The following is a 20267-nucleotide window of genomic DNA, read 5'->3' on the forward strand; positions in this document are numbered from 1 at the left end:
GGCCAGCGCTTATATTTTCGCCTCCAAATACTAAGGAGTCTGTATGTCAGGTTATCAGCATAAAAAAGGTGTCATCCGTGATAATGCGCTTGAGGCGTTGTTACACGATCCGTTATTTCGCAGGCGTATTGAAGTGAATCAAAAAGGCAAAGGCAGCTATCGAAGGAAAGAGAAACATGCGAAGAAAGGCCATCAGGAGGCCAGTGGTAAAGTCAGCTTTACCACTGGCTTTCTGCTTTTTGCTGCGGATTTAATACTGCCTGCCTTCATCTTTGAAAGCAGGCGGCGGGTACAGGCTAAACGGCGAGTTGATCCAATTAGATTTTGGTATTCTGCTGCTTGAGCAGATCGCGGATTTCCGTCAGCAAAACTTCCTCTGCGCTTGGCCCTTCTACCGGTTTCTCAACTTCTTTCTTTTGGTACAGTTTATTCATCAGTTTAATGGCAACAAAAATAGCCAGCGCCACAATAATGAAGTCAAAAATCGACTGAATAAAGACACCATATTCCATAACCACTGCCGGCGTTGCGCCTTCTGCAGGTTTGAGTATCCAATGGAACTGCTTAAAATCGATACCACCAATCAATAGACCCAGTGGCGGCATAATAATATTTGCTACCAGTGAAGAGACAATTTTACCAAATGCAGCACCAATGATGACACCGACAGCAAGGTCAACAACATTACCGCGCATGGCGAAATCGCGAAACTCTTTGAAAAAACTCATAGTTATCTCCTTTCCTTTACCAACGCCTAAAGTTTAACAAACGCCTCACACTTTGCCATTGCTAATGTGTAATAAGCTAAATAATTGCTACCCGAAATAATCAAACTACGCCGATAGTCTGCCAAAAAAATATTACAGGAAAAACGGACTCGGCTGGAACAAGCGTTCTACATCCGGCACAAACTTTTTATCTGTCAGGAACATAATGACATGGTCGCCCTGTTCGATACGTAAATTATCATTGGCGATCATTACATCATCGCCGCGTACCACTGCACCAATAATGGTGCCTGGTGGAAGCTTAATATCATCGATCAAGCGGCCAACTACGCGTGACGTGGTTTCATCGCCATGTGCGATTGCTTCAATGGCTTCTGCAATACCGCGTCGCAATGAAGAAACGCTAACGATATCCGCTTTACGAACGTGGCCTAGTAGCGCGGAAATGGTGGCCTGCTGCGGCGAAATTGCAATATCGATCACGCTACCCTGCACTAGATCGACGTATGCACGCCGTTGGATCAATACCATAACCTTTTTTGCGCCCATCTTTTTTGCCAACATCGCAGACATAATATTGGCTTCATCATCATTGGTAACGGCGATAAACAGATCTACCTGATCGATATGCTCCTCGATCAACAGTTCCTGATCGGAAGCATCGCCATAAAACACAATGGTGTCCTGAAGGCGTTCGGCTAATTCAGCGGCGCGCTGAGGGCTGCGCTCAATCAGTTTCACGCTGTAGTTTTTCTCCAGCCGCTGCGCCAGACCAAAACCAATATTACCGCCACCAACCAGCATAATACGTTTATAGGGCTTCTCCAGCCGCTGGAGTTCGCTCATTACCGCGCGGATATGTTGACTGGCAGCGATAAAAAAGACTTCATCGCCCGCTTCGACGATGGTTGAGCCTTGTGGCCGGATAGGACGATCCTGGCGGAAGATGGCCGCCACACGCGTATCAATATGCGGCATATGTTCCCGCATAATCGACAGCGCATTACCCACCAACGGGCCGCCATAATAAGCTTTAACCGCCGCCAGACTGACTTTCCCTTCGGCGAAGTTAACCACTTGCAACGCGCCGGGGTATTCGATAAGGCGATAAATATTATCGATAACTAATTGCTCGGGCGCGATCAGATGGTCAATAGGTACCGCTTCCGGGACAAATAACTTTTCCGCATCGCGGACGTAATCCACGGCACGGATGCGGGCGATGCGGTTTGGCGTATTGAACAATGAATAAGCGACCTGACAGGCGATCATATTGGTTTCATCTGAACTGGTGACGGCAACCAGCATATCCGCATCTTCCGCGCCTGCTTCGCGCAGCACGCGTGGATGAGAACCGTGCCCCTGCACTACACGCAGATCGAATTTATCCTGCAATTGACGTAAGCGCGTCGGATCAGTATCTACTACGGTAATGTCGTTGTTCTCGCCTACCAGGTTTTCTGCCAACGTACCGCCAACCTGACCGGCGCCAAGAATAATTATTTTCATTGTCGTACCAGCTTATTCATAGCCGAAAATACCCGAGATTACGTGCCAAACTTAATTTTTTATTAGCTTAGCGTAAAAGAAACCATCACCGCCTTCAGGATGCGGAAAAACTTGTCGTCCAGGCTGAGGGTCATCACTGAGCGGTACCAAGCCCGCATCGGTGTGCCGGTTGAGAAATGCGCTGATTTGTAGATGGTTTTCTTCCGGTAAAATTGAGCAAGTGGCGTATAGCAACGTTCCACCAGATTTTAATCGCGGCCAGATGGCGTCCAAAATTTCTCGTTGTAGTGTGGCTAACTCATCAATATCTGTATTACGGCGCAACCATTTAATATCGGGATGGCGGCGGATAACGCCAGTGGCTGAGCAGGGCGCATCCAACAAAATACGATCAAACAGCCGTTCATCGCTCCATTTTTCCGGAGTCCGTCCATCTCCCTGACGTACTTCGGCCTGCATATTCAGGCGGCGAAGGTTTTCGCTGACACGCGCCAGACGCTGCGCATCGACATCCACCGCCAGCACTTCCGCACCCGGAGCGGCTTCCAGAATATGGGTGGTTTTACCTCCCGGCGCGGCGCAAAGGTCAAGAATATATTCGCCGTCCTGAGGGTCGAGTAGCGCCACACATCCCTGCGCGGAAGCATCTTGCACCGTCACCCAACCTCGTTCAAACCCGGGTAACTGGCTTACAGCGCTAGGTGTATCAAGGCGTAAGGCATCGGCGATATAGGGATGTGGTTCGGCATTTTTTCCGCTTTCACGTAATAGTGCCAGCCAGGCATCGCGGGAGTGATGTTGACGATTAACGCGCAGCCACATGGGTGGGCGCTGATTGTTCGCTTCGACAATTTGCTCCCAGTGATCCGGCCATGCTTGCTGGAAACGGGTCAACAGCCAGCCTGGGTGCAGGTACTGCTGTGGCCCGGTTTTCACGTTTGCCAATAACTCATCCTGTTGGCGTTGAAACTGGCGTAGCACACCGTTAATCAGCCCTTTCAACTGCGGACGCTGGAGCGCAACGGCACCTTCCACCGTTTCAGCCAAGGCGGCATGTGGCGGGATGCGGGTATAAATCAGTTGATATAACCCGACCATAATCAGGAAATGAATGGAACGTTGTTTGCCGGTCATCGGGCGCGCCATCAACGCGCCAATAATGCCTTCCAGTTGCGGCAGCGTGCGTAATACGCCAAAACAGAGTTCCTGCAGTAATGCGCTATCTTTTTCGGCGAGCTTTTTTTGCGCGGCAGGCAGCACAGTGCTGAGGGATTGTCCCTGTTCGATAACGCGCTCAATTGTTTGTGCGGCAAGGCTGCGGAGGTTGGACTGTTTTTTCATTCTAAGATCGCCATAAGTAGAAGCCCGACCAGAGCGTCGGGCGACGAGATCAGGACAGCAATGCGCCTTGGGTGAACCATTCACGGCGAGAATTGAGCAGGTCTTGTGCTTTCATCGCCTTTTTACCGGCAGGCTGAAGCTCTTCAAGGTTGAGTATACCGTCGCTAGTCGCGACCTGAATGCCCTGTTTATTTGCTGCCACAATGGTACCAGGGCATTGTCCTGCATGGTGTGGCAGCACGCTGGCTTTCCATACCTTTATGGGCTGATCGTCAACCAGAAAATAGCTGACAGGCCAAGGGTTAAAGGCGCGGATGCAGCGTTCCAATTGGGCGGCGGGGAGCGACCAGTCGAGACGAGCCTCTTCTTTACTCAATTTTTCCGCGTAGTTGGCCTGTGCATTATCCTGCGCTTGCGCGATCGCACTGCCGTTTGCCAACTGTGCTAATGTGGCGAGTAGACCTTGCGGCCCAATTTCAGCCAGTTTTTGGTACAGGCTAGCGCTGGTATCTTCGGCATCGATCGGACAGGAGAGCTTGTACAACATGTCGCCGGTATCTAAGCCAACGTCCATTTGCATAATTGTCACGCCGGTTTCTTGATCTCCGGCCCACAGCGCGCGCTGAATAGGCGCCGCGCCGCGCCAGCGGGGTAATAGCGAACCGTGTACGTTGATGCAGCCAAGACGCGGCATTGCTAACACCGCCTTCGGCAACAATAATCCGTAAGCCACCACCACCATCACATCCGCGTGGAGATCGGCAACCCATTGCTGATGCTCTTCAGGGCGCAGTGACTTGGGTTGGAAGACCGGGATATTGTGCTGTTGAGCCAGTAATTTTACCGGTCCTGGCGTGAGCTTATTACCACGCCCTGACGGGCGATCAGGTTGGGTAAACACGCCAACCACTTGATGCTCAGAAGACAGCAGCGCGTCAAGGTGACGCGCTGCGAAGTCAGGAGTTCCGGCGAAGATAATTTTCAACGATTCGGACACACTGTTCCCTTTGATAGACGGTTAAGCACGCGCATTCATACGCGCCAGTTTTTCCAGTTTTTGACGAATCCGCTGGCGTTTTAACGGCGAGAGATAATCAATAAACAATTTACCCACCAAATGATCCATCTCATGCTGGATACAAATGGCCAGCAGACCGTCAGTTTCCAACTCAAAGGGCTTCCCTTCGCGATCCAGAGCACGAATCTTTACCGTTTCAGAGCGCGGAACTAAGGCACGCTGTTCCGGAATCGACAGGCATCCTTCTTCAATACCCGTCTCACCGTGCTTTTCCAGCAACTCGGGGTTGATTAACACCAAGCGTTCATCGCGATTTTCCGACACGTCAATCACAATGATACGCTGATGGATATCCACCTGGGTGGCTGCCAGACCGATGCCTTCTTCGGCGTACATGGTTTCAAACATATCATCCACAATACGCTGAATATCCGCATTCACTTCTTTTACGGGCTGGGCGACGATGCGCAGGCGCTCGTCCGGATAATGTAATACCTGCAAAACTGACATAACTTTCCAGATCTGTATTCAAGGGGGAAAAGAATTATCACTATATTGTAGACATTTCACGTGCTGATTGACAGCATTCCTCGCCAGGCGCGCCGCCTTCCGGCGCTATCCGCATCAGGGAGAGTGGGATGATAGCCATGGAGATTTGGTTGCGCCTTAGCGCGATAAAAGGCTTTGGTGGTCAACGTGTTCTGGATGCCGCACAAGCATTGCTGAAACGGGCGGTGGTTGACAGAGAGGCATTAAACGCTGCCGGGTTGGACGAGCCTCAGGTCAGCCAGTTTCTAGCGTGTCCCGGTGCCGTGTTGGAAAGGACGTGGCGCTGGCTGGAAACGCCAGGACACCATTGCTTAACCGCAGATAGCGCGGCGTATCCTGAGCAGCTCCGCAATATTGCGAGCTTTCCTGCTTTACTGTTTGTTAATGGCGATCCGCAAGCGCTGAGCAGGCCGCAGATTGCCGTGGTGGGTAGCCGTGATTGCACTCACTATGGCCGTCAGTGGGGGAGTTGGTTTGCCGAAACGTTGGCACTCAGCGGTCTAACGATTACCAGTGGTCTGGCGCGAGGTATTGATGGCGTAGCGCATCGTGCGGCGTTGGCGGTGAACGGTCATACCGTGGCGGTATTAGGAAGCGGTTTACAGCAGCTTTATCCGGCACGGCATAAAGCATTGGCGCGAGAGATTGTTGATAACGGTGGTGCGGTGGTTTCCGAGTTTCCTCTGGATTTACCGCCTTTTGCGCATAATTTTCCGCGCCGTAACCGGATCATTAGCGGTTTGAGTTTAGGTGTGCTGGTGGTAGAAGCATCATTAAACAGTGGCTCGCTGGTTACCGCGCGGCATGCCATTGAGCAAAATCGGGATGTTTATGCATTGCCTGGCGCATTGGGCAATACCGGTAGTGAAGGCGGACATTGGTTGATTCAGCAGGGCGCATTATTGGTCGCGCATCCGAATAATATCCTCGAACAGGTACATAGCGGGCTTAACTGGCTACCTTTTTTGCCACAGGACGCAATATATTCGTCAGACAAAGTGGATGTTCCATTGCCATTTGCTGAGGTGTTGGCTAACGTAGGAGATGAGGTTACACCTGTTGACGTCGTCGCTGAACGTGCCGGCCAACCTGTGCCAGCCATCGTAGTGAAACTGCTTGAGCTGGAGTTAGCAGGATGGATCGCAGCTGTACCCGGCGGCTATGTCCGATTGAGGAGGGCATGCCATGTTCGACGTACTAATGTACTTATTTGAAACCTATATCCACAGCGAAGCAGAGATGCGCGTTGATCAGGATAAGTTGACAGATGATTTAACTGATGCGGGTTTTCATCGCGAAGATATTTATAATGCGTTGAACTGGTTGGAAAAACTGGCGGATTATCAGGACGGCCTCGTGGCGCCGATTCTTTTGGCGACCGATCCGCTCTCGATGCGTATCTACACCGAGGAAGAGTGCCAGCGCCTTGATGCGAGCTGTCGCGGTTTTATTTTGTTCCTGGAGCAAATTCAGGTGCTTAATCTGGAAACGCGAGAGATGGTTATTGAGCGAATTATGGCGTTGGATACGCTTGAGTTTGACCTGGACGATCTCAAATGGGTGGTGCTGATGGTGTTGTTCAACATCCCGGGATGTGAAAACGCTTATCAGCAAATGGAAGAACTTCTTTTTGACGCCAATGAGGGAATGCTGCACTGAAGCTGGCTTTCGTGTACTTAATGTTATGACTAAAACAGCGCTCTTCGCTGCGCGAAAACATGAACCCTGCCCCCAATGCGGGGCAGAATTAGTTATTCGTTCTGGCAAACATGGTCCTTTTCTGGGCTGTTCCGAGTATCCTGCATGTGACTTTGTACGCCCGTTAAAACCGCAGGCGGACGGCCATGTTGTTAAAGTATTAGACGGGCAGCTTTGTCCCGCATGTCAGTCGGAACTGGTGCTCCGTCAGGGGCGCTACGGGATGTTTATTGGCTGTAGCCATTACCCTGAATGTGAATATACCGACGTTATCGATCGCCCTGATGAAACGTCATTAGTTTGCCCGCAATGTCGGCAGGGCAAACTGGTTCAGCGTCGATCGCGGTTTGGTAAAACCTTCCACTCTTGCGAGCGCTATCCGGATTGCCAGTTTGCGGTTAACTTTACGCCGATAGAGGGGCAGTGCGAATATTGCCACTTCCCACTGTTAATAGAAAAGAAAACGGCACAAGGATTAAAACGTTTTTGTGCCAGCAAAGCATGCGGTAAAGCCGTGATGACAGGAACGCGTAGTGAATAAAGAAGTGACTGGAACACTCCCCTTTTGCGTTGAAAAACTCCGCCAAAATGCTGTGATCGCTTATCCCACGGAGGCGGTGTTTGGCTTGGGGTGCGACCCGGATGATGAAAACGCCGTGATGCGTTTACTGGCTCTAAAACAACGTCCGGTGGAGAAGGGGTTAATTTTAATTGCCGCTGATTATCAACAATTAGAACCCTACGTTTCTGATCGAGAGCTATCTGTTGAACAGCGCGAGCGTATGTTTGCACGATGGCCTGGGCCAGTAACGTGGGTGCTACCCGCGACGCCGCAAACACCGCGTTGGCTAACCGGGCGTTTTGATTCATTAGCGGTACGTGTTAGCGATCATCCTGGTGTTCAGGCGTTGTGTCGCGCTTTTGGTAAGCCGCTGGTTTCAACCAGCGCCAACTTAACCGGGCTGCCACCCTGCCGCACTGTTGATGAGGTGTTACAGCAGTTTGGCGCGGATTTTCCGGTAATGAAGGGTGAAACCGGTGGAAGGGATAATCCTTCTGAGATTCGTGATGTTATTAGCGGCGAGTTAATTCGACAGGGGTAAGCCTTAATGGAAACGTTTGTTGTATTTGGCAATCCCATCAATCACAGCAAATCACCGCTGATCCACCAAATGTTCGCTGAACAAACCGGTATCGAACATCCTTATGGTCGAGTTTGTCCTGCTGTTGATGGTTTCGGCGCAGCATTGAGCGCATTTTTCAAGGCTGGCGGGCAAGGGGCGAATGTCACGCTTCCCTTTAAGCAGCAGGCGTTTGAGCTGGCCGATCGGCTGACTGAGCGGGCGGCGTTGGCGGGTGCGGTAAACACACTGAAGAAAGAGTCGGATGGGCGTTTATTGGGTGATAATACCGATGGGATCGGTTTATTGAGTGATCTTGAACGCCTGGAAATGGTTAAACCTACCGATAAGATTTTATTGGTAGGTGCTGGTGGCGCCGCGCGTGGCGCGATTTTACCGCTCCTCTCGTTTGGTTGTTCGATTACCATTACCAATCGTACGCTGAGCAAAGCGGAACAACTGGCCACGGTCTTTCAGCATTCCGGCAGCGTGCAGGCATTGGCCGGTGAAAACCTGGCTGGGCATGCTTTTGATTTGATCATTAACGCGACTTCTAGCGGTGTGGGCGGTGAAATACCGGCTTTGCCTACCGAGCTTATTTCAACCAGTACGCGTTGCTACGATATGTTTTATCAGGCAGGTCGCACTCCGTTCCTACAGTGGTGCCTGCAACAAGGGGCGCAAAGTGTCGCCGATGGTTTAGGTATGCTGGTAGGACAAGCGGCACATGCTTTTTGGCTATGGCATGGTGTAATGCCAGAGGTGGATCCTGTGATTGTGCGCCTTAAACGTGAGCTGGCGTCATGAATCAGGCGATTCAGTTCCCTGACCAGGAGAGTTGGGATGAGCAACGGCAAGCGGTGTGTTTCCCTGCGCTGGTTAATGGCGTCATTTTGACCTGTGCCATTTCCCGCGAAGGTTTGTGCCGCCACTATGGCAGCGATGCCGCGCCATTAAGCCTTTTTAACGCGCATCGCTGGGATATTGAAGAACAGGCTGAGCGGTTGATCGCACAACAGCAGGAAGACGATCAGGGCTGGGTTTGGCTTTCCTGAGCCAGATAATCATCTTTCCAGCCGACATAGTTGTTGGCGGAGTAAAGTAAAGCTGCGATTTCTTGCTCGCTCAGTGGGCGGATCTGTTTAACCGGGCTGCCCACATAGAGATAGCCGCTTTGCAGACGTTTTCCCGGCGGCACCAAGCTGCCAGCGCCAATCATCACATCATCTTCGATAATCGCGCCATCCAGCAAAATAGATCCCATTCCGACCAAGACTCTATTTCCAATAGTGCAACCGTGCAGCATGGCTTTATGTCCCACGGTGACGTCCTCTCCAATGATGAGAGGGAAACCTTCCGGTTGTGAGGCCGATTTATGTGTGACATGTAGGACGCTGCCGTCCTGAATATTGGAGCGCTTTCCGATCAGCACTTTGTTGACGTCGCCACGGATTACCACCAGTGGCCAGATACCTACATCATCCGATAACGTGACGTCGCCCACCACGACGCTGCTGGCATCCAACATCACGCGTTCGCCTTGTTGGGGGTAATAGTGTTTAAACGGCCTTAAAACTGCAGACATACCTTCTCTCCCTTCTAATTCTTGTATTAGCGTAGTGTGTCTAGCGCGCTTTCATCAATGATATTGTGCGGTAATATTGCGCGGATCGTATGAGATCGCGGCGAAAAGAACGAAAAGTCAGCAACTAAAATAAAAGATCGAAAAAAGGCTTGTGCAAAAAATTCGGATCCCTATAATGCGCCACCACTGACACGGCACAACGGTCGCAGCGACCGGTTAAGCGTACCGGGTCAGGCGCAGGAAAACTTCTGAAAAACGGGGTTGACTCTGCGGGAGGAAAGCGTAATATACGCCACCTCGCGACAGGCGGTTAAGCCGCTGTTCGCACTGCTCTTTAACAATTTATCAGACAATCTGTGTGGGCACTCGCAGGATTGATATCGCAAGCATCTTCGGATGCAACAAAATATCAAGTCTTGAAGAGTGACTACTGATTTTATAAACAGTTTTAATTCTTTGAGCATCAGACACTTTTAAATTGAAGAGTTTGATCATGGCTCAGATTGAACGCTGGCGGCAGGCCTAACACATGCAAGTCGAACGGTAGCGGGAAGAAGCTTGCTTCTTTGCCGACGAGTGGCGGACGGGTGAGTAATGTCTGGGGATCTGCCCGATGGAGGGGGATAACCACTGGAAACGGTGGCTAATACCGCATAACGTCGCGAGACCAAAGTGGGGGACCTTCGGGCCTCACACCATCGGATGAACCCAGATGGGATTAGCTAGTAGGTGGGGTAACGGCTCACCTAGGCGACGATCCCTAGCTGGTCTGAGAGGATGACCAGCCACACTGGAACTGAGACACGGTCCAGACTCCTACGGGAGGCAGCAGTGGGGAATATTGCACAATGGGCGCAAGCCTGATGCAGCCATGCCGCGTGTATGAAGAAGGCCTTCGGGTTGTAAAGTACTTTCAGCGGGGAGGAAGGGGTGAAGGTTAATAACCTTTGTCATTGACGTTACCCGCAGAAGAAGCACCGGCTAACTCCGTGCCAGCAGCCGCGGTAATACGGAGGGTGCAAGCGTTAATCGGAATTACTGGGCGTAAAGCGCACGCAGGCGGTCTGTTAAGTCAGATGTGAAATCCCCGGGCTCAACCCGGGAACTGCATTTGAAACTGGCAGGCTTGAGTCTCGTAGAGGGGGGTAGAATTCCAGGTGTAGCGGTGAAATGCGTAGAGATCTGGAGGAATACCGGTGGCGAAGGCGGCCCCCTGGACGAAGACTGACGCTCAGGTGCGAAAGCGTGGGGAGCAAACAGGATTAGATACCCTGGTAGTCCACGCCGTAAACGATGTCGACTTGGAGGCTGTGAGCTTGACTCGTGGCTTCCGGAGCTAACGCGTTAAGTCGACCGCCTGGGGAGTACGGCCGCAAGGTTAAAACTCAAATGAATTGACGGGGGCCCGCACAAGCGGTGGAGCATGTGGTTTAATTCGATGCAACGCGAAGAACCTTACCTGGTCTTGACATCCACGGAAGAACGCAGAGATGCGTTTGTGCCTTCGGGAACCGTGAGACAGGTGCTGCATGGCTGTCGTCAGCTCGTGTTGTGAAATGTTGGGTTAAGTCCCGCAACGAGCGCAACCCTTATCCTTTGTTGCCAGCGATTCGGTCGGGAACTCAAAGGAGACTGCCGGTGATAAACCGGAGGAAGGTGGGGATGACGTCAAGTCATCATGGCCCTTACGACCAGGGCTACACACGTGCTACAATGGCGCATACAAAGAGAAGCGACCTCGCGAGAGCAAGCGGACCTCATAAAGTGCGTCGTAGTCCGGATCGGAGTCTGCAACTCGACTCCGTGAAGTCGGAATCGCTAGTAATCGTGGATCAGAATGCCACGGTGAATACGTTCCCGGGCCTTGTACACACCGCCCGTCACACCATGGGAGTGGGTTGCAAAAGAAGTAGGTAGCTTAACCTTCGGGAGGGCGCTTACCACTTTGTGATTCATGACTGGGGTGAAGTCGTAACAAGGTAACCGTAGGGGAACCTGCGGTTGGATCACCTCCTTACCTGAAGATACTTTCCCGCGAAGTGCTCACACAGATTGTCTGATGAAAAAGAACGAGCAGGATACCTTTATAGGCTTGTAGCTCAGGTGGTTAGAGCGCACCCCTGATAAGGGTGAGGTCGGTGGTTCAAGTCCACTCAGGCCTACCAAATTTGTACTCATGCTGCGTTGTGGCCCCGGCTCGCATAGTTGACTATGCGTCGCGGTACCACGCCTTGCCTGAGCACAAATTATCTTCTCCGGAAGAAAAGCACTCAGCCGAGTGGGTAGTAAAAAGGTCTCTGCAAGTGACTGTATGGGGCTATAGCTCAGCTGGGAGAGCGCCTGCCTTGCACGCAGGAGGTCAGCGGTTCGATCCCGCTTAGCTCCACCATATACGTCGTGAAATCCGATACTTCAGAGTGTACTGGCGACAGTATGCTGCGAAGTATTATGCTCTTTAACAATCCGGAACAAGCTGAAAATTGAAACGATGAATGACCGCAAGGTTGTTCACGAGTCTCTCAAATACTTACACCCGAAAGCGGTTCTGCTCCGAAGGAGTAACGAACGAGCTAAGTAAGGGCAAGGCGTCAGCGCGCAGCAGGGCGGAGCATACTGAAGTATGTGAGCATCTGCGAGCACTGCACAACGCGGCCCTTACGACGCGCAGTCGTTACGAAACCGGATGAGAAGGACGCCTGTGGGTTGTGAGGTTAAGCGACTAAGCGTACACGGTGGATGCCCTGGCAGTCAGAGGCGATGAAGGACGTGCTAATCTGCGAAAAGCGCCGGTAAGGTGATATGAACCGCTATAGCCGGCGATGTCCGAATGGGGAAACCCGGTGCACTTCGGTGCATCATCATGTCATGAATACATAGTGGCATGAGGCGAACCGGGGGAACTGAAACATCTAAGTACCCCGAGGAAAAGAAATCAACCGAGATTCCCCCAGTAGCGGCGAGCGAACGGGGAGCAGCCCAGAGCCTGAATCAGCTTGTGCGTTAGTGGAACGGTCCGGAAAGGCCGGCGATACAGGGTGACAGCCCCGTACACAAAAGCGCACTGGCTGTGAGCTCGATGAGTAGGGCGGGACACGTGGTATCCTGTCTGAATATGGGGGGACCATCCTCCAAGGCTAAATACTCCTGACTGACCGATAGTGAACCAGTACCGTGAGGGAAAGGCGAAAAGAACCCCGGCGAGGGGAGTGAAAAGAACCTGAAACCGTGTACGTACAAGCAGTGGGAGCCTCTTTATGGGGTGACTGCGTACCTTTTGTATAATGGGTCAGCGACTTATATTCTGTAGCAAGGTTAACCGTATAGGGGAGCCGAAGGGAAACCGAGTCTTAACCGGGCGCTAAGTTGCAGGGTATAGACCCGAAACCCGGTGATCTAGCCATGGGCAGGTTGAAGGTTGGGTAACACTAACTGGAGGACCGAACCGACTAATGTTGAAAAATTAGCGGATGACTTGTGGCTGGGGGTGAAAGGCCAATCAAACCGGGAGATAGCTGGTTCTCCCCGAAAGCTATTTAGGTAGCGCCTCGTGAATTCATCTCCGGGGGTAGAGCACTGTTTCGGCTAGGGGGCCATCCCGGCTTACCAACCCGATGCAAACTGCGAATACCGGAGAATGTTATCACGGGAGACACACGGCGGGTGCTAACGTCCGTCGTGAAGAGGGAAACAACCCAGACCGCCAGCTAAGGTCCCAAAGTCATGGTTAAGTGGGAAACGATGTGGGAAGGCCCAGACAGCCAGGATGTTGGCTTAGAAGCAGCCATCATTTAAAGAAAGCGTAATAGCTCACTGGTCGAGTCGGCCTGCGCGGAAGATGTAACGGGGCTAAACCATGCACCGAAGCTGCGGCAGCGAACGTATCACTTAAAACGTTTTGTAAGGCTTAACGATTGACGGAGCGCAGCGACGTCAATGCGTTCATTAAAGTCGAGGCGTTTTAGGGATACGTTCGTTGGGTAGGGGAGCGTTCTGTAAGCCGTCGAAGGTGGCCTGTGAGGGCTGCTGGAGGTATCAGAAGTGCGAATGCTGACATAAGTAACGATAAAGCGGGTGAAAAGCCCGCTCGCCGGAAGACCAAGGGTTCCTGTCCAACGTTAATCGGGGCAGGGTGAGTCGACCCCTAAGGCGAGGCCGAAAGGCGTAGTCGATGGGAAACGGGTTAATATTCCCGTACTTGGTGTTGCTGCGAAGGGGGGACGGAGAAGGCTATGTTAGCCGGGCGACGGTTGTCCCGGTTTAAGCATGTAGGCGGGCGTTCCAGGTAAATCCGGAAGGCCGTTAACGCTGAGGTGTGACGACGAGGCGCTACGGCGCTGAAGTAACAAATGCCCAGCTTCCAGGAAAAGCCTCTAAGCATCAGGCAACACGAAATCGTACCCCAAACCGACACAGGTGGTCAGGTAGAGAATACCCAGGCGCTTGAGAGAACTCGGGTGAAGGAACTAGGCAAAATGGTGCCGTAACTTCGGGAGAAGGCACGCTGTCGTTAGGTGAAGTGACTTGCTCACGGAGCTGAAGGCAGTCGAAGATACCAGCTGGCTGCAACTGTTTATTAAAAACACAGCACTGTGCAAACACGAAAGTGGACGTATACGGTGTGACGCCTGCCCGGTGCCGGAAGGTTAATTGATGGGGTTAGCGGCAACGCGAAGCTCTTGATCGAAGCCCCGGTAAACGGCGGCCGTAACTATAACGGTCCTAAGGTAGCGAAATTCCTTGTCGGGTAAGTTCCGACCTGCACGAATGGCGTAATGATGGCCAGGCTGTCTCCACCCGAGACTCAGTGAAATTGAACTCGCTGTGAAGATGCAGTGTACCCGCGGCAAGACGGAAAGACCCCGTGAACCTTTACTACAGCTTGACACTGAACACTGGTCCTTGATGTGCAGGATAGGTGGGAGGCTTTGAAGCGGGGACGCCAGTTCCCGTGGAGCCGCCCTTGAAATACCACCCTTTAATGGCTGGTGTTCTAACGTTGGCCCGTAATCCGGGCTGCGGACAGTGTCTGGTGGGTAGTTTGACTGGGGCGGTCTCCTCCCAAAGCGTAACGGAGGAGCACGAAGGTCAGCTAATCACGGTCGGACATCGTGAGGTTAGTGCAAAGGCATAAGCTGGCTTGACTGCGAGCGTGACGGCGCGAGCAGGTGCGAAAGCAGGTCTTAGTGATCCGGTGGTTCTGAATGGAAGGGCCATCGCTCAACGGATAAAAGGTACTCCGGGGATAACAGGCTGATACCGCCCAAGAGTTCATATCGACGGCGGTGTTTGGCACCTCGATGTCGGCTCATCACATCCTGGGGCTGAAGTAGGTCCCAAGGGTATGGCTGTTCGCCATTTAAAGTGGTACGCGAGCTGGGTTTAGAACGTCGTGAGACAGTTCGGTCCCTATCTGCCGTGGGCGCTGGAGAACTGAGGGGGGCTGCTCCTAGTACGAGAGGACCGGAGTGGACGCATCACTGGTGTTCGGGTTGTCATGCCAATGGCACTGCCCGGTAGCTAAATGCGGAAGAGATAAGCGCTGAAAGCATCTAAGCGCGAAACTTGCCCCGAGATGAGTTCTCCCTGACCCCTTGAGGGTCCTGAAGGGACGTTGAAGACGACGACGTTGATAGGCCGGATGTGTAAGCGCAGCGATGCGTTGAGCTAACCGGTACTAATGACCCGTGAGGCTTAACCTTACAACGCCAGAGGCGTTCTTGAGAGACGTGATTTTAGTTTTCAGCGAGTTTACCGGATAAAAGCATTTGCGGGAACGGGGGATAACGCGGCAGCAGAGCGTTATATTCGTTCCGTGCAGCAAGAATTTGCCTGGCGGCACTAGCGCGGTGGTCCCACCTGACCCCATGCCGAACTCAGAAGTGAAACGCCGTAGCGCCGATGGTAGTGTGGGGTCTCCCCATGCGAGAGTAGGGAACTGCCAGGCATCAAATTACAGTGTGCTGATATGGCTCAGTTGGTAGAGCGCACCCTTGGTAAGGGTGAGGTCCCCAGTTCGACTCTGGGTATCAGCACCAGTTTTTAGTTTTAGGGTTTAAAACGTTCGGCACGTAGAAAAGAATTTGCCTGGCGGCACTAGCGCGGTGGTCCCACCTGACCCCATGCCGAACTCAGAAGTGAAACGCCGTAGCGCCGATGGTAGTGTGGGGTCTCCCCATGCGAGAGTAGGGAACTGCCAGGCATTATATCAAGAACGAAGCCCCGTACTGACGTACGGGGCTTTTTTCGTTTTAACAATATCAACCCGGAGAGCTTTAAAAGGCCACCCGAGGCGGCCCGTTGGTAAGGTATCAATGAATCACTTGTGATAGAAAAGCGCGCGTACGTTCTGATTTAGGGTTAGCAAAGAACTCTTGCGGCGGCGCTTGCTCTACGATTTCACCGCGATCCATAAAAATCACCCGATCGGCCACGGTACGTGCAAAGCCCATTTCATGGGTAACGCACAACATGGTCATGCCATCTTCTGCCAGGCCAATCATCGTATCCAACACCTCTTTGACCATTTCCGGATCCAATGCCGACGTTGGCTCATCAAACAACATAATTTTGGGCTTCATACACAACGAACGCGCAATGGCTACACGCTGCTGCTGCCCGCCCGATAGCTGCCCTGGAAACTTATGAGCATGTTCCGCAATCCGCACCCGCTGGAGATAATGCATTGCTAACTCATCTGCTTCCTTCCGGGGCGTCTTGCGTACCCACGTTGGCGCCAGCGTACAATTCTGTAAAACGGTCAAATGCGGGAACAGATTAAAATGTTGGAAAACCATCCCCACTTCCGTCCGGACCTTTTCAATATTCCGCAAGTCGTCATTGAGATGGATACCATCGACGATAATCCTACCCTGCTGATGCTCTTCCAGATGATTAATGCACCGAATGGTCGTCGATTTCCCTGAACCTGAGGGGCCGCACAGAACAATACGCTCGCGTGGCTTTACGTTCAGATTAATGTCTTTTAAAACATGAAACTGCCCATACCATTTATTTACATTTTCGAGAGTGATCATCATCGCATCAGCAGAATGAGAGAAAGTTTGTGTCATGTTGAACCTCAGTGCGGCGTACGCCCGGTGTGAAAACGTTTTTCTAAATACTGGCTATAACGCGACATGCTAAAACAGAAAATCCAGTAAACCAGCGCAGCGAAGACATACCCTTCAGTTGACATACCGAGCCAAACCGGGTCGACAGTGGCCTGCTGCACGCTGCTGAAAAGATCGAATAGACCAATGATAATGACCAGACTGGTATCCTTGAATAACGCAATAATCGTGTTCACCAGGCCGGGAATGGTCAATTTTAACGCTTGAGGAAGAATCACCAGCCCCTGGGTTTTCCAATACCCTAATGCCAGCGACTCGGCGGCTTCATACTGGCCCTTGGGTAAAGCCTGCAAACCACCGCGGACCACCTCGGCCACGTAGGCAGATTGAAACAAAATCACGCCAACCAGCGCCCGCACCAGCTTATCGATATTGCTCCCTTCGGACATAAACAGCGGCAGCATTACCGAAGACATAAACAGTACGGTGATCAGCGGGACGCCACGCCAAAATTCAATAAATATCACCGAAAGCGTGCGTACCACCGGCATCCGTGAACGCCTTCCCAATGCCAGTAAAATCCCTAAAGGTAATGCGCCAGCGATACCCACCGAGGCAATAATCAACGTGAGTGTCAGGCCGCCCCACTGACGGGTTTCTACCCGCTCAAGACCGAGATAGCCACCGTATAGCAATAGCCATACGATCAGGGGATAGATAACTATCCAGCAAGCAATATAGCGACCACGGCGTGGAAGTTGGCGAATAAACATCGGGATCAGCGACAACAGACCAAGGACCAGAGTCAGATTAATGCGCCAGCGCAATTCATGAGGATAAAGTCCATACATAAATTGCCCGAAGCGTGCATGAATAAATACCCAGCAAGCGCCCTCTTTAGTGCAATCCGCGCGCGTGGCGCCGAACCAGTTAGCCTGAAAAATTAACCAGTTCAGTGCCGGTGGCAATATGCTCCAGAGAACCCACAGACAAAACAGTGTCAGCAATGAATTCGACCAACTGGAGAATAAGTTTTTACGCGCCCAAACAACCGCACGGGAGAGAGGATTGTTCGGGGCCGGTGGCGTTTCCTGTGTGGTAATAGTCATAACCGTATCCCTCTCTTACCGTTCAACCAGAGCGATTTTGCGATTGTAAATATTCATTAACAGCGAAATGGCGAGGCTAATAACTAAATAGACCGCCATAGTAATCGCGATGGTTTCAATCGCCTGACCGGTTTGATTCAGTACCGTACCGGCAAACAGTGAAACCATATCGGGATAGCCAATCGCAGCGGCCAACGAAGAGTTCTTCACAATATTCAGATACTGGCTGGTCAGGGGCGGAATGATCACCCGCATCGCCTGCGGAATAATCACCTGGCGTAGCGTAACCGGATTAGGAAGCCCCAGTGAACGAGCGGCTTCATGCTGGCCATAAGGAACTGACTGAATACCGGAGCGAATAACTTCGGCAATAAATGAAGAGGTATAAATCGACAGCGCCAACGTTAGCGCGGCAAGCTCGGGGATTAACGCAAAACCGCCCCGGAAATTAAAGCCGTGCAGCGCCGGAATATCCCAATGCATCGCGGCGCCGAACAGAACGTGGGCAATTAAGGGAAAGAGGATCAACATCACGATGGCTGACGGCCAGGTTCGGCGCAGTTTTCCGGTTTTCATTTGTAATTTACGGTTATATCGAAACAGGGCGATAATACCGATAATTGCTAATACCAGCGCACCGAGGAACGGCAGCGAACCCGGCGCATATTGCGGCCAGGGAATGTAGAGCCCACGGTTACTCACGAAAGCAATATCAAATGCGCTCAAAGCCTGACGCGGGCCCGGTAAATTGCGCAGCACGGCAAAGTACCAGAAGAAAATCTGCAGCAGCGGTGGGATATTACGAAAGGTCTCAATATAGATATTGGCGATTTTACGCAGTAGCCAGTTATCTGACAGGCGCGCCAAACCGATAAAGAAACCCAATATTGATGCAAACACAATGCAGAGGGCGGATACCAATAGCGTATTGGTTAACCCCACCAGAAAGACGCGCGCGTAGGTATCACCTTCGGAATAGTCGATTAGGTGCTGAACAATACCAAAACCCGCACTACGTTCGAGAAAACCAAACCCGGAAGTGATCCCTCGGTTATTCAGATTGATTACGGTGTTATGGATTAAATAGCCCACCACGGCGAAAACCACCACAATCGCGATAATCTGGTAAAGCCAAGCGCGAACCGCGGGATTAGAAAATGAAAAATCCCTTTTCACGGTTGAGCGATGAGACATGATGAAACCTCGGTCACGAAAAAGCTGGCGTGGGCGCCGCGTGAGCAGCGCCCGGTAGCGGTAGGATTTAGCGTACTGGCGGCGCGTATTGAATACCGCCGTCTTTCCAGAGGGCATTCTGGCCGCGAGCAATTTTCAACGGGCTATCTTTACCGACGTTACGATCAAAACTTTCCTTATAGTTACCAACCTGTTTGATAATGTTGTAAGCCCATTTATTATCAAGCTTCAGATCCTTACCAAAATCCCCTTCGGCACCCAACAAGTGTGCCATATCCGGGTTAGCCGGTTTCGCTGCTAATTGATCGACATTCTTCGAGGTGATGCCCATCTCTTCGGCATTTAACATGGCGTACAAAGACCATTTCACGATAGTGAACCAATCATCGTCACCACGGCGCACCAACGGCCCCAGCGGCTCTTTAGAAATGACTTCCGGCAGGACAATAAAGTCATCCGGTTTACCTAACTTGATGCGCAAGGCATAGAGCTGAGATTGATCGGATGCCAGCGTATCGCAGCGCCCGCTATCGAGCGCTTTCGCCGACTCATCGGAACGGTCAAAGGTCACCGGCGTGTACTGCATGTTGTTGGCTTTGAAGTAATCTGCCACGTTCAATTCAGTATCGGTACCGGCCTGGATACATACCGTTGCGCCATCCAGCTCTTTCGCGCTTTTCAGGTCAGCTTTTTTATGTGTCAGGAAGCCGATACCATCGTAATAGTTAACGCCGGCGAACATAAAACCCATGCCGCCATCGCGTGCCGAGGTCCAGGTAGTGTTACGGGAAAGGAGGTCAACCTCACCCGATTGTAAAGCGGTGAAACGCTCTTTCGCAGTCAACGGCGTGTATTTAACTTTGTTGGCATCACCCAAAACCGCAGCAGCGGTTGCACGGCAGACATCAACGTCAATACCGGTGAATTTGCCATTGGAGTCTGCGTAAGAGAAACCGGGTAAACCATCGCTAATGCCGCATTGTACAAAGCCCTTCTTCTTAATCGCGTCCAGCGTGGCACCGGCATGAGCCTGATTAACCACAGCGAAAAGAGAGGCGGCGGCAACCAAAGTGGATAACATCATCTTATTCATAAAGCATCCTGTGTGGCGTAATCGTTTTATTTTATGCAGCGCATTGTGTTGCGCGCTTTTCCTGTCTGTGGCGGTCAGCCATCCACGACTCTGCAAAGGCAATGCCAATGTTTGCAGAATCCTGAATTCTTTAGAAAGCTTTGCTAATAACCGGGAGTGATGAGAAAGTTTGTCTAATATGGCGCACCAGCAAGAGGCAAAGCGAGTCGAGTCGATCACAAATAGTGCAAAATAGTTTCACCACACTGGCGC

At 51.8% G+C, this 20267-nt stretch carries 17 protein-coding genes, 3 tRNA genes and 4 rRNA genes; 14 read left to right on the forward strand and 10 right to left on the reverse strand.

Features of this window, described 5'->3' with window-relative positions:
- Positions 1-43 precede the first annotated feature (43 nt).
- Positions 44-343, forward strand: a complete 300-nt coding sequence (locus PMPD1_RS02055; RefSeq protein ID WP_173632486.1) for an alternative ribosome-rescue factor A — start codon at positions 44-46, stop codon at positions 341-343.
- Here PMPD1_RS02055 and mscL read toward each other — a convergent pair.
- From mscL to def, 5 genes are all read right to left on the reverse strand, one after another.
- The gene (mscL, locus tag PMPD1_RS02060; protein ID WP_173632487.1) at positions 318-728 is read right to left on the reverse strand and encodes a large-conductance mechanosensitive channel protein MscL; all 411 of its coding nucleotides are present in this window, start codon (positions 726-728) and stop codon (positions 318-320) included. The genes PMPD1_RS02055 and mscL overlap by 26 nt on opposite strands.
- 132 nt (positions 729-860) lie before the next feature.
- The gene (gene trkA / locus PMPD1_RS02065) at positions 861-2237 is read right to left on the reverse strand and encodes a Trk system potassium transporter TrkA (protein WP_173632488.1); all 1377 of its coding nucleotides are present in this window, start codon (positions 2235-2237) and stop codon (positions 861-863) included.
- Between the two features lie 51 nt (positions 2238-2288).
- Entirely contained in the window at positions 2289-3578 is a 1290-nt protein-coding gene (gene rsmB / locus PMPD1_RS02070) for a 16S rRNA (cytosine(967)-C(5))-methyltransferase RsmB (RefSeq protein ID WP_173632489.1), read from the reverse strand.
- A gap of 49 nt (positions 3579-3627) precedes the next feature.
- The gene (gene fmt / locus PMPD1_RS02075) at positions 3628-4575 is read right to left on the reverse strand and encodes a methionyl-tRNA formyltransferase (RefSeq protein WP_173632490.1); all 948 of its coding nucleotides are present in this window, start codon (positions 4573-4575) and stop codon (positions 3628-3630) included.
- Between the two features lie 21 nt (positions 4576-4596).
- A complete protein-coding gene (gene def / locus PMPD1_RS02080) occupies positions 4597-5106 on the reverse strand; it encodes a peptide deformylase (protein ID WP_173632491.1) in 510 nt (169 codons plus the stop codon).
- A gap of 128 nt (positions 5107-5234) precedes the next feature.
- On the opposite strand from def, the gene dprA reads away from it, so the two are divergent.
- The 6 genes from dprA to PMPD1_RS02110 are packed head-to-tail and all read left to right on the forward strand — an operon-like array spanning position 5235 to position 9019.
- The gene (dprA, locus tag PMPD1_RS02085) at positions 5235-6359 is read left to right on the forward strand and encodes a DNA-protecting protein DprA (RefSeq protein ID WP_173632492.1); all 1125 of its coding nucleotides are present in this window, start codon (positions 5235-5237) and stop codon (positions 6357-6359) included.
- Entirely contained in the window at positions 6331-6804 is a 474-nt protein-coding gene (gene smg, locus PMPD1_RS02090; RefSeq protein ID WP_173632493.1) for a DUF494 family protein Smg, read from the forward strand. The genes dprA and smg overlap by 29 nt, the downstream gene beginning before the upstream one ends.
- Positions 6805-6829: 25 nt before the next feature.
- Positions 6830-7384 (forward strand): DNA topoisomerase family protein, encoded by a 555-nt coding sequence (locus PMPD1_RS02095; RefSeq protein WP_173632494.1) that lies wholly within the window; start codon positions 6830-6832, stop codon positions 7382-7384.
- Complete coding sequence (gene tsaC / locus PMPD1_RS02100; RefSeq protein ID WP_173632495.1) at positions 7377-7946, forward strand: L-threonylcarbamoyladenylate synthase type 1 TsaC; 570 nt, start codon at positions 7377-7379, stop codon at positions 7944-7946. The genes PMPD1_RS02095 and tsaC overlap by 8 nt, the downstream gene beginning before the upstream one ends.
- A gap of 6 nt (positions 7947-7952) precedes the next feature.
- Positions 7953-8771 carry a shikimate dehydrogenase gene (gene aroE / locus PMPD1_RS02105; RefSeq protein WP_173632496.1) on the forward strand — a complete coding sequence of 273 codons (819 nt, stop codon included), beginning with the start codon at positions 7953-7955 and terminating at the stop codon, positions 8769-8771.
- Positions 8768-9019: a DUF1488 family protein gene (locus PMPD1_RS02110; protein ID WP_173632497.1), complete on the forward strand. Its 252-nt coding sequence runs from the start codon at positions 8768-8770 to the stop codon at positions 9017-9019. The genes aroE and PMPD1_RS02110 overlap by 4 nt, the downstream gene beginning before the upstream one ends.
- Here PMPD1_RS02110 and PMPD1_RS02115 read toward each other — a convergent pair.
- Entirely contained in the window at positions 8995-9549 is a 555-nt protein-coding gene (locus tag PMPD1_RS02115) for a gamma carbonic anhydrase family protein (RefSeq protein WP_173632498.1), read from the reverse strand. The genes PMPD1_RS02110 and PMPD1_RS02115 overlap by 25 nt on opposite strands.
- Before the next feature lie 475 nt (positions 9550-10024).
- Between PMPD1_RS02115 and PMPD1_RS02120 the strand changes: the two genes are divergently transcribed.
- From PMPD1_RS02120 to rrf (PMPD1_RS02150), 7 genes are all read left to right on the forward strand, one after another.
- Positions 10025-11566 (forward strand): 16S ribosomal RNA (locus PMPD1_RS02120).
- Positions 11567-11637: 71 nt separating this feature from the next.
- Positions 11638-11714, forward strand: a tRNA-Ile gene (locus PMPD1_RS02125).
- A gap of 148 nt (positions 11715-11862) precedes the next feature.
- Positions 11863-11938 (forward strand) — tRNA-Ala (locus tag PMPD1_RS02130).
- Between the two features lie 320 nt (positions 11939-12258).
- A 23S ribosomal RNA gene (locus tag PMPD1_RS02135) occupies positions 12259-15248 on the forward strand.
- A 129-nt stretch (positions 15249-15377) separates the two neighbouring features.
- A 5S ribosomal RNA gene (gene rrf, locus PMPD1_RS02140) occupies positions 15378-15493 on the forward strand.
- Positions 15494-15508: 15 nt separating this feature from the next.
- Positions 15509-15584, forward strand: a tRNA-Thr gene (locus tag PMPD1_RS02145).
- Positions 15585-15632: 48 nt separating this feature from the next.
- Positions 15633-15748 (forward strand): 5S ribosomal RNA (gene rrf, locus PMPD1_RS02150).
- The 16S, 23S and 5S rRNA genes sit together here with 3 tRNA genes alongside, the layout of an rRNA operon.
- Before the next feature lie 109 nt (positions 15749-15857).
- Here rrf (PMPD1_RS02150) and PMPD1_RS02155 read toward each other — a convergent pair.
- The 4 genes from PMPD1_RS02155 to PMPD1_RS02170 form a co-directional block, all read right to left on the reverse strand.
- Positions 15858-16619 carry an amino acid ABC transporter ATP-binding protein gene (locus tag PMPD1_RS02155; RefSeq protein ID WP_173632499.1) on the reverse strand — a complete coding sequence of 254 codons (762 nt, stop codon included), beginning with the start codon at positions 16617-16619 and terminating at the stop codon, positions 15858-15860.
- 8 nt (positions 16620-16627) lie between these two features.
- Positions 16628-17728: an amino acid ABC transporter permease gene (locus PMPD1_RS02160; protein ID WP_173632500.1), complete on the reverse strand. Its 1101-nt coding sequence runs from the start codon at positions 17726-17728 to the stop codon at positions 16628-16630.
- A gap of 15 nt (positions 17729-17743) precedes the next feature.
- Positions 17744-18922 (reverse strand): amino acid ABC transporter permease, encoded by a 1179-nt coding sequence (locus PMPD1_RS02165; protein WP_173632501.1) that lies wholly within the window; start codon positions 18920-18922, stop codon positions 17744-17746.
- A 67-nt stretch (positions 18923-18989) separates the two neighbouring features.
- Entirely contained in the window at positions 18990-20015 is a 1026-nt protein-coding gene (locus PMPD1_RS02170; RefSeq protein WP_173632502.1) for an amino acid ABC transporter substrate-binding protein, read from the reverse strand.
- Positions 20016-20267: the final 252 nt, after the last annotated feature.

The organism is Paramixta manurensis, assembly GCF_013285385.1.
GTDB classification, from domain to species: Bacteria; Pseudomonadota; Gammaproteobacteria; order Enterobacterales; family Enterobacteriaceae; genus Paramixta; species Paramixta manurensis.

Coding starts and splice junctions, on each gene's coding strand:
- aroE (WP_173632496.1), top strand. CDS start 7,953: ATGGAAACGTTTGTTGTATTTGGCAATCCCATCAATCACAGCAAATCA.
- PMPD1_RS02155 (WP_173632499.1), bottom strand. CDS start 16,619: ATGACACAAACTTTCTCTCATTCTGCTGATGCGATGATGATCACTCTC.
- dprA (WP_173632492.1), top strand. CDS start 5,235: ATGATAGCCATGGAGATTTGGTTGCGCCTTAGCGCGATAAAAGGCTTT.
- PMPD1_RS02110 (WP_173632497.1), top strand. CDS start 8,768: ATGAATCAGGCGATTCAGTTCCCTGACCAGGAGAGTTGGGATGAGCAA.
- PMPD1_RS02170 (WP_173632502.1), bottom strand. CDS start 20,015: ATGAATAAGATGATGTTATCCACTTTGGTTGCCGCCGCCTCTCTTTTC.
- smg (WP_173632493.1), top strand. CDS start 6,331: ATGTTCGACGTACTAATGTACTTATTTGAAACCTATATCCACAGCGAA.
- rsmB (WP_173632489.1), bottom strand. CDS start 3,578: ATGAAAAAACAGTCCAACCTCCGCAGCCTTGCCGCACAAACAATTGAG.
- PMPD1_RS02160 (WP_173632500.1), bottom strand. CDS start 17,728: ATGACTATTACCACACAGGAAACGCCACCGGCCCCGAACAATCCTCTC.
- PMPD1_RS02165 (WP_173632501.1), bottom strand. CDS start 18,922: ATGTCTCATCGCTCAACCGTGAAAAGGGATTTTTCATTTTCTAATCCC.
- PMPD1_RS02115 (WP_173632498.1), bottom strand. CDS start 9,549: ATGTCTGCAGTTTTAAGGCCGTTTAAACACTATTACCCCCAACAAGGC.
- PMPD1_RS02095 (WP_173632494.1), top strand. CDS start 6,830: ATGACTAAAACAGCGCTCTTCGCTGCGCGAAAACATGAACCCTGCCCC.
- PMPD1_RS02055 (WP_173632486.1), top strand. CDS start 44: ATGTCAGGTTATCAGCATAAAAAAGGTGTCATCCGTGATAATGCGCTT.
- trkA (WP_173632488.1), bottom strand. CDS start 2,237: ATGAAAATAATTATTCTTGGCGCCGGTCAGGTTGGCGGTACGTTGGCA.
- mscL (WP_173632487.1), bottom strand. CDS start 728: ATGAGTTTTTTCAAAGAGTTTCGCGATTTCGCCATGCGCGGTAATGTT.
- def (WP_173632491.1), bottom strand. CDS start 5,106: ATGTCAGTTTTGCAGGTATTACATTATCCGGACGAGCGCCTGCGCATC.